Here is an 8,138-nt window from a genome sequence, read left to right as displayed (position 1 = left end):
CAACAGCAACAGCAACAGCCACCAGTTAGCAGGCAAAAAAATGGCCAGTCATGCTCAATGACTGGCCATTTTTTGTACACAGTGCCTTAGCCGATGGCTTTGGACGCCATCCAGAACAACCCCGCCGACAAGGCAATGGTCGCCGGCAAGGTCAACACCCACGCCAACAGAATGGTCCGCACGGTGCCGCCTTGCAGGCCGCTCTTGTTGGCAACCATGGTACCGGCCACACCCGACGACAATACGTGGGTGGTCGACACCGGCAGGCTGAACACGTTGGCAGCACCAATCGCACACGCCGCCGTGATCTGCGCCGACATGCCCTGCGCATAGGTCATGCCCTGCTTGCCGATCTTCTCGCCAATGGTCAGCACCACTCGCTTCCAGCCCACCATGGTGCCCAGGCCCAGGGCCAGGGCCACCGCCAGGATCACCCAGAACGGCGCATACTCGGTGGTCGCGGTGATGTCCTTGCGCAGCTTCTCCAGGTCGGCCTTCTCACGCGAATCCAGGCCCGGCAATTTGCCGACTTTCTTCGCCGTGTCATCCAGGCACAGCAGGTAGCGACGCACTTCGACGCGCTTCTCGGCCGGCAGCGAATGGTAGTCGGCCACGCCTTTGAGCGACTGTTGCAGGGCGGTGATGGTCGGTTCGGTCTGCTGCGGGTTGCAGCTGAACTGTTCCGGCAGGTCACCGTCCTTGGCCTTGCCCAGCGCCAGGAATTCGCCCAGGGTCTCGCTGTTGCGCTGGTAGAACTGGCTCAGGTGCAGGGTCGCGTCGCGGGTACGCTCGATCTGGTAGGTGGTGCTGTTCAAGTCCAGCACGAACTGCGCCGGGACGATGCCGATCAGCACCAGCATGATCAGGCCGATCCCTTTCTGGCCATCGTTGGAACCATGCACGAAGCTTACGGCCATCGCCGAAATGACCAGCACCAGGCGGTTCCAGAACGGCGGGTGCTTCTTGTCATCAAGCTTGCGGCGCTGTTCAGGGGTCTTGTGCATCTTGGACAGCGGGCGCCACCACTTCAGGCCGATCAACACCAGCGCCGCCACGGCAAAACCGGCCATCGGCGAGAGCACCAGCGACATGCCGATGTCGATCGCCTTCTGCCAGTTCACCCCATCGCCCAACGGAATGTCATTGAGCAGGGCGTTGGCCAGGCCCACGCCCAGGATCGAACCGATCAGGGTGTGCGAACTGGATGCCGGAATGCCGAAGTACCAGGTGCCCAGGTTCCAGGCGATCGCAGCCGCCAGCAACGAGAACACCATGGCCAGCCCGTGACCGGTGTTCACATTGATCAGCAATTCGACCGGCAGCAGGTGGACGATGGCATAGGCCACCCCCACACCGCCCAGCAACACGCCAAGGAAGTTGAACACGCCGGAAAAGAACACGGCCAGGTGCGGCGGCATGGCTTTGGTATAGATGACAGTCGCTACCGCGTTAGCAGTGTCATGAAAGCCATTGATGAACTCGAAGGCGAGCACGAAGGTCAAGGCGAGCAACAGGCTCACCAGTACCCAGGCATCAAGTCCGCTGAATAAATCGATCATGAAGGAATTCTGACCCGGTCATAAGGGGGCGCGATTATGCCAGAAAACCTGGGTAATCGATGCACTAGGTGCTGACCGGTTATGCCTGCTTTTCAGGGGGCAAGTGCCCTGTCGAGGGAGCATCTGTTCAGGAAAGATCGGTAAAAATCAGAAAAAATAACGCGAACAGTCAGAAAAAACCTGGATTCTGTGCGTATCAAATAATTAAAACGATCGTATTAAATTTGTGAGATTACGTAACGGTTTCATCTTCGACGCCGCAAGGGTCGTCCAGGGCACCGGATTTTCACAGGTGCCTGGTCGAAGGTGGGCGAGGGTCAGGGCTCCTGTGGCTTGAGCTCCTTCTGCATTTTTTGCAGTTCCTCGGCAAACGCCTGGTCCAGCATGCTGGCGCGCTTGCGCCATGGTTTTCGTTCGGGATCCGGTTGGGCGGCATACGTGGTGACTTCTCCGCCATAAACATCCTTGTAACGTTGCTCCTGGCGCTCAAGTTGCGCGCGCAGTTCGTCTTTCGTCACAGTGTTACCTGAGGTTGGAATTGTTGCGGGGTATCAACGCAAGCACGTTGAATGACAGCGCTGCAGATGCGCTGCTGTTTCGAGCGCCTGTATGAAGCTAAAGGCACAGAGGTGGTTGCAGTTGATTGATGTTGTTTTACACGTTTAGCAGGCGCGTGTCTGCACGGTAAAACAAAAACGGCCTTGCTGGTGGGCAAGGCCGTGCCTGGGACTTCTACGGTGGGTACCTGACCAGTCTCTCCAAGAAGCCACATGGTGGCAGAGGAAAGGTATAAGCAATTGTAGGCAGTGGTCAATTGCGATTATCGGCCGATGGTTCGATAATCGCCCAAGTGAAGAGTGCCGAGGTGAGTCATGAGTGAAGAAACAGGGGCCAAGGGGCCCGGCCTGAACGACAATGTGCGCAGTTCTTTCGCGTCGCTGGCACCGCCCATCGTGGCGTCGCCTGCCAAGCGTATTCAGGCGTTCACCGGTGATCCGGATTTCATGACCTCGCTGGCCCGGGGCCTGGCGGTGGTGCAGGCGTTCCAGGAACGCAAGCGTCATCTGACTATCGCGCAGATCAGCCACCGCACCGAGATCCCGCGGGCGGCGGTACGCCGCTGCCTGCATACGCTGATCAAGCTTGGGTATGCCACCACGGATGGGCGTACCTACTCGTTGCTGCCCAAGGTGTTGACCCTGGGGCATGCCTACCTGTCGTCCACGCCCTTGGCGGTGTCGGCGCAGCCGTACCTGGACCGCATGAGCGATCAGTTGCACGAGGCCTGCAACATGGCCACCCTCGAAGGCGACGACATTCTGTACATCGCGCGTTCCGCCACGGTGCAGCGCCTGATCTCGGTGGACCTGTCGGTGGGCGGCCGCCTGCCGGCCTACTGCACCTCGATGGGGCGCATCCTGCTGGCGGCGCTGGACGACGCCACGCTGCACGAATACCTGGAGCATGCCGACCTGCAGGCCAAGACCAGCCGCACGGTGCACGACCCGGCCGCGTTGCTGGAGATACTGCAGCAAGTGCGTGAGCAGGGCTGGTGCGTGGTGGACCAGGAACTGGAGCAGGGCCTGCGATCGATTGCCGTACCGGTGTACGACGCCTCCGGCCAGGTGCTGGCTGCGCTCAACATCAGCACCCATGCCGGGCGGGTCAGCCGCAGTGAGCTGGAGCAGAAGTTCCTGCCGATCATGGTGGCGGCCAGTCGCGACCTGAGTACCCAGCTGTTCAGTTGAGCCCTGACGTTCCTGTTCGATAAACGCACAGTCTTGCGTTTATCGAATTGCGCCGCGTCGCGCGCCTTATTAATGTCCCTCGCATCGGTCGACACGCATCGGCCTCCAATAATAATGAGCGAGAGAACATCCCATGCCCCGCACCCTGTCCTGCTTCAGCCCGCCCTTGTCTGCCTGCCGGCGACGCGGTAGCTGAGCCTTTCCAAAAGACCCGTATCCGATCGTCTGTGCCGTTCACGCGCGCACCCGCACACTCGCGCGCTTCTTCTGGATAAAAACAATGAATAGTCCCCAAGCTGCTGTTGGAAACTGCCTGGATGTGCAGTCGTTTATCAATGCTCAGCCGTTGTCGCGTTATCAATGGCGAGTGGTCATCCTGTGCTTTCTGATTGTGTTCCTCGACGGCCTGGACACCGCCGCGATGGGCTTCATTGCCCCGGCACTGTCCCAGGACTGGGGCATCGACCGCGCCAGCCTTGGCCCGGTGATGAGCGCGGCGCTGATCGGCATGGTGTTCGGTGCGCTGGGCTCGGGGCCATTGGCCGACCGTTTCGGGCGCAAGGTCGTGCTGGTGGGCGCGGTGCTGCTGTTCGGCGCGTTCAGCCTGGCCTCGGCCTACGCCACCAACGTCGACCAGTTGCTGGTGCTGCGCTTTCTGACCGGTCTGGGCCTGGGCGCCGGCATGCCGAACGCGACCACGCTGCTGTCCGAGTACACCCCTGAGCGGCACAAGTCGCTGCTGGTCACCAGCATGTTCTGTGGCTTCAACCTGGGCATGGCCGGTGGCGGGTTCATTTCGGCCAAGCTGATCCCGATGTTCGGCTGGCACAGCCTGCTGCTGATCGGCGGCATTTTGCCGCTGCTGCTGGTGGTGGTACTGATGGTGTGGCTGCCGGAGTCGGCGCGTTACCTGGTGGTGCGCAATAAAGGTACCGAGAAGGTACGCCGCACCCTGGCCCCCATCGAGCCGGGCATTGTCGGCCAGGCTTCCAGCTTCAGCGTGCCGGAACAGAAGTCGGTCAAGGCGCGCAACGTGTTTGCGGTGATCTTCTCGGGCACTTACAGCGTGGGCACCTTGCTGCTGTGGCTGACCTACTTCATGGGCCTGGTGATCGTCTATCTGCTGACCAGCTGGCTGCCGACGCTGATGCGCGACAGCGGCGCGAGCATGGAGCAGGCCGCATTCATCGGTGCGTTGTTCCAGTTCGGCGGCGTGCTCAGCGCGGTGGCGGTGGGCTGGGCGATGGACCGTTACAACCCGCACAAGGTGATCGGCACCTTCTATCTGCTGGCAGGCGTGTTTGCCTACGCGGTGGGCCAGAGCCTGGGCAACATCACGGTGCTGGCGACGCTGGTGCTGATTGCCGGCATGTGCGTGAACGGTGCGCAGTCGGCGATGCCGTCGCTGGCGGCACGCTTCTACCCGACCCAGGGGCGTGCCACGGGGGTGTCGTGGATGCTCGGTATCGGCCGCTTTGGCGCGATCCTCGGGGCCTGGATGGGCGCCACCCTGCTGGGCCTGGGCTGGAACTTCGAACAAGTGCTGACGGCGTTGGTAATCCCGGCGGCGATTGCCACTGTGGCGGTGATCGTCAAGGGCGTGGTGAGCCACGCTGACGCGACCTGACGCCTTGAACGCTTCGCTGGCAAGCCAGTTCCCACAGGTAGGTCACGGTCCTCGAGATCTGTGCAACCCCTGTGGGAGCTGGCTTGCCAGCGAAGGGGGCGCCCCCGGACTACATCCTTAGTACAACAACAATACGTTCGATAATCGAACGCTATGGCGATTATCGGATTGTACGGCCCCAGGTGCCATCTTAATCTGAACCCCTATCGGCGCCGCAACCCGGCCCCTCTGCAATCGCTCACCAGGAGTCCGCAATGGCTGAAATCCTCTCGCTCCACGACGCCGTGAAGCAGTTCGTCAACGACGGCGACAGCGTCGCCCTCGAAGGCTTCACGCATTTGATCCCGACCGCCGCAGGGCACGAAATCATTCGTCAGGGCAAAAAGGATCTGACCCTGGTGCGCATGACCCCCGACCTGATCTACGACCAGCTGATCGGCGCCGGTTGCGCGCGCAAGCTGATCTTCTCGTGGGGCGGCAACCCCGGTGTCGGTTCGCTGCACCGCCTGCGTGACGCGGTCGAGAAGCAGTGGCCGCACGCGATGGAAATCGAAGAGCACAGCCACGCGGACCTGGCCAACGCCTACGTCGCCGGCGCTTCGGGCCTGCCCTTTGCAGTGCTGCGCGCCTACGCCGGTTCCGACCTGCCCAAGGTCAACCCGCTGATCAAGAGCGTGACCTGCCCGTTCACCGGCGAAGTGCTGGCCGCCGTACCGTCGGTACGCCCGGACGTCACCGTGATCCACGCGCAGAAGGCCGACCGCAAGGGCAACGTGCTGCTGTGGGGCATCCTCGGCGTGCAGAAGGAAGCTGCCCTGGCCGCCAAGCGCTGCATCGTCACGGTCGAGGAGATCGTCGACGACCTCAACGCGCCGATGAACGCCTGTGTGCTGCCGACCTGGGCCCTGTCGGCGGTGTGCCTGGTGCCGGGCGGCGCGCACCCGTCCTACGCCCATGGCTACTCCGAGCGTGACAACCGCTTCTACCAGGCCTGGGACCCGATTGCCCGCAACCGCGAAACCTTCACCGCCTGGATCGACGAATACATTCGCGGCACCGCCGACTTCCCTGCCTTCAAGGCAAAACTGGCCAGCGCTTCGGAGGCTGCACAATGAGCTACTCCACCAATGAAATGATGACCGTTGCCGCGGCACGCCGCCTGCGCAATGGCGCCGTGTGCTTCGTCGGGATCGGCCTGCCGTCCAAGGCCGCCAACCTGGCACGCCTGACCTCCTCGCCCGATGTGGTGCTGATCTACGAGTCGGGCCCGATCGGTGCCAAGCCGACCGTGCTGCCGCTGTCGATCGGTGACGGTGAACTGGCCGAAACCGCCGACACCGTGGTGCCCACCGGCGAGATCTTCCGCTACTGGCTGCAGGGCGGACGCATCGACGTGGGTTTCCTGGGCGCCGCTCAGGTCGACCGCTTCGGCAACATCAACACCACCGTGGTCGGTGACTATCACCAGCCCAAGGTGCGCCTGCCGGGTGCCGGTGGCGCGCCAGAGATCGCCGGCTCCGCCAAGACCGTGCTGATCATCCTCAAGCAGTCCTCGCGGGCCTTCGTCGACAAGCTCGACTTCATCACCTCGGTCGGCCACGGCGAAGGCGGCGACTCGCGCAAACGCCTGGGCCTGCCCGGTGCCGGCCCGGTGGGCATCATCACCGACCTGTGCATCATGGAGCCTGAGACCGACACCAACGAGTTTGTTGTCACCTCGATTCACCCAGGTGTGACCCGCGAGCAGATCGTCGCCGCCACCGGCTGGGCAATCCGTTTTGCCGACAATGTCGAAACCACCGTGGCGCCGAGCGAGGTCGAACTGACCGCACTGCGGGACCTGGAAGCGCGTACTGCGGCCGCCCACGGCCAAGCGCCGGGAGAAGCCTGATGCGTGACGTATTCATCTGTGACGCGATTCGTACCCCCATCGGCCGTTTCGGCGGTGCCCTGGCCGGCGTGCGTGCCGACGACCTGGCGGCGGTGCCGCTCAAGGCCCTGATCGAGCGCAACCCGACTGTGCAATGGGACCTGCTCGACGAAGTGTTCTTCGGCTGTGCCAACCAGGCCGGAGAAGACAACCGCAACGTTGCGCGCATGGCGCTGTTGCTGGCCGGGTTGCCGGAAAGTGTGCCGGGGGTGACCCTCAACCGCCTGTGCGCCTCGGGCATGGACGCGATCGGCACGGCGTTTCGTGCCATTGCCAGCGGCGAGATGGAGCTGGCGATCGCCGGCGGCGTCGAGTCGATGTCGCGTGCCCCCTTCGTGATGGGCAAGGCCGACAGCGCCTACTCGCGCAACATGAAGCTGGAAGACACCACCATCGGCTGGCGCTTCATCAACCCGCTGATGAAGGCCCAGTACGGCGTGGATGCGATGCCGCAGACCGCCGACAACGTGGCCGACGACTACCAGGTGTCGCGCGCCGACCAGGACGCTTTTGCCCTGCGCAGCCAGCAGCGCACGGCCAAGGCCCAGGCGGCCGGTTTCTTTGCGCAAGAAATCGTGCCGGTACGCATCGCCCACAAGAAGGGCGAGACCGTGGTCGAGCAGGACGAGCACCCGCGTGCCGACACCACGCTCGAAGCCCTGACCCGCTTGAAGCCGGTCAACGGCCCGGACAAGACCGTCACCGCCGGCAACGCCTCGGGCGTCAACGACGGTGCCGCAGCACTGATCCTGGCCTCGGCCGAGGCGGTGAAAAAACATGGCCTGACCCCGCGTGCCCGTGTACTCGGCATGGCCAGTGCCGGTGTGGCGCCGCGCGTGATGGGTATCGGCCCGGTGCCGGCGGTACGCAAGCTGGTCGAGCGCCTGGGCCTGGCGGTCACCGATTTCGATGTGATCGAACTCAATGAAGCCTTTGCCAGCCAGGGCCTGGCCGTGCTGCGTGAACTCGGCCTGGCCGACGACGCGCCGCAGGTCAACCCCAACGGCGGCGCCATCGCCCTGGGCCACCCACTGGGCATGAGCGGTGCACGTCTGGTGCTCACCGCGCTGCACCAGCTGGAGGCATCCGGCGGGCGCAAAGGTCTAGCGACCATGTGTGTGGGGGTCGGTCAAGGCCTGGCCCTGGCCATCGAGCGCGTGTAGTTCAATGACCCTGTTGCCACGGCCTCCACGCAAGGTTGTGGCAACGGGGTGATTGTCTGTGGAACGTGAGTGTTACCGAGTGTGTCTAGACTTCTGACACCCTCCCAGAGT

The 8,138-nt window shown here is 63.0% G+C and carries 7 protein-coding genes; 5 read left to right on the top strand and 2 right to left on the bottom strand.

Features of this window, described 5'->3' with window-relative positions; all coding sequences use genetic code 11:
* Window positions 1–86: 86 nt before the first annotated feature.
* Window positions 87–1,559: an inorganic phosphate transporter gene (locus KUO17_RS04700; protein ID WP_217973926.1), complete on the bottom strand. Its 1,473-nt coding sequence runs from the start codon at window positions 1,557–1,559 to the stop codon at window positions 87–89.
* A gap of 317 nt (window positions 1,560–1,876) precedes the next feature.
* A complete protein-coding gene (locus tag KUO17_RS04695) occupies window positions 1,877–2,077 on the bottom strand; it encodes a hypothetical protein (RefSeq protein WP_217973925.1) in 201 nt (66 codons plus the stop codon).
* 354 nt (window positions 2,078–2,431) lie between these two features.
* Between KUO17_RS04695 and pcaR the strand changes: the two genes are divergently transcribed.
* The 5 genes from pcaR to pcaF all read left to right on the top strand — a co-directional run bounded on the left by pcaR (window position 2,432) and on the right by pcaF (window position 8,027).
* Window positions 2,432–3,307, top strand: a complete 876-nt coding sequence (gene pcaR, locus KUO17_RS04690) for a pca regulon transcriptional regulator PcaR (RefSeq protein ID WP_178116601.1) — start codon at window positions 2,432–2,434, stop codon at window positions 3,305–3,307.
* Window positions 3,308–3,587: 280 nt separating this feature from the next.
* Entirely contained in the window at window positions 3,588–4,934 is a 1,347-nt protein-coding gene (pcaK, locus tag KUO17_RS04685; protein ID WP_217973924.1) for a 4-hydroxybenzoate transporter PcaK, read from the top strand.
* Between the two features lie 254 nt (window positions 4,935–5,188).
* Window positions 5,189–6,049, top strand: coding sequence for a CoA transferase subunit A (locus KUO17_RS04680; protein ID WP_217973922.1), 861 nt, complete (start codon window positions 5,189–5,191; stop codon window positions 6,047–6,049).
* On the top strand, window positions 6,046–6,825 hold the full coding sequence (locus KUO17_RS04675) for a CoA-transferase subunit beta (protein WP_217973921.1): 780 nt from the start codon (window positions 6,046–6,048) through the stop codon (window positions 6,823–6,825). Before KUO17_RS04680 ends, KUO17_RS04675 begins: the two co-directional genes overlap by 4 nt.
* The gene (gene pcaF / locus KUO17_RS04670; RefSeq protein WP_217973944.1) at window positions 6,822–8,027 is read left to right on the top strand and encodes a 3-oxoadipyl-CoA thiolase; all 1,206 of its coding nucleotides are present in this window, start codon (window positions 6,822–6,824) and stop codon (window positions 8,025–8,027) included. Before KUO17_RS04675 ends, pcaF begins: the two co-directional genes overlap by 4 nt.
* Window positions 8,028–8,138: the final 111 nt, after the last annotated feature.

The sequence above is a fragment of the Pseudomonas aegrilactucae genome (genome assembly GCF_019168305.1).
Classification (GTDB): Bacteria; Pseudomonadota; Gammaproteobacteria; order Pseudomonadales; family Pseudomonadaceae; genus Aquipseudomonas; species Aquipseudomonas aegrilactucae.
The sequence above is the reverse complement of the archived record's forward strand: the minus strand, read 5'-3'. Positions and strand labels throughout refer to the sequence as shown.

Excerpts from the sequence above, each read along its gene's own strand:
- KUO17_RS04700 (WP_217973926.1), bottom strand. The coding sequence starts at position 1,559 with ATGATCGATTTATTCAGCGGACTTGATGCCTGGGTACTGGTGAGCCTG.
- pcaR (WP_178116601.1), top strand. The coding sequence starts at position 2,432 with ATGAGTGAAGAAACAGGGGCCAAGGGGCCCGGCCTGAACGACAATGTG.
- pcaK (WP_217973924.1), top strand. The coding sequence starts at position 3,588 with ATGAATAGTCCCCAAGCTGCTGTTGGAAACTGCCTGGATGTGCAGTCG.
- KUO17_RS04680 (WP_217973922.1), top strand. The coding sequence starts at position 5,189 with ATGGCTGAAATCCTCTCGCTCCACGACGCCGTGAAGCAGTTCGTCAAC.
- KUO17_RS04675 (WP_217973921.1), top strand. The coding sequence starts at position 6,046 with ATGAGCTACTCCACCAATGAAATGATGACCGTTGCCGCGGCACGCCGC.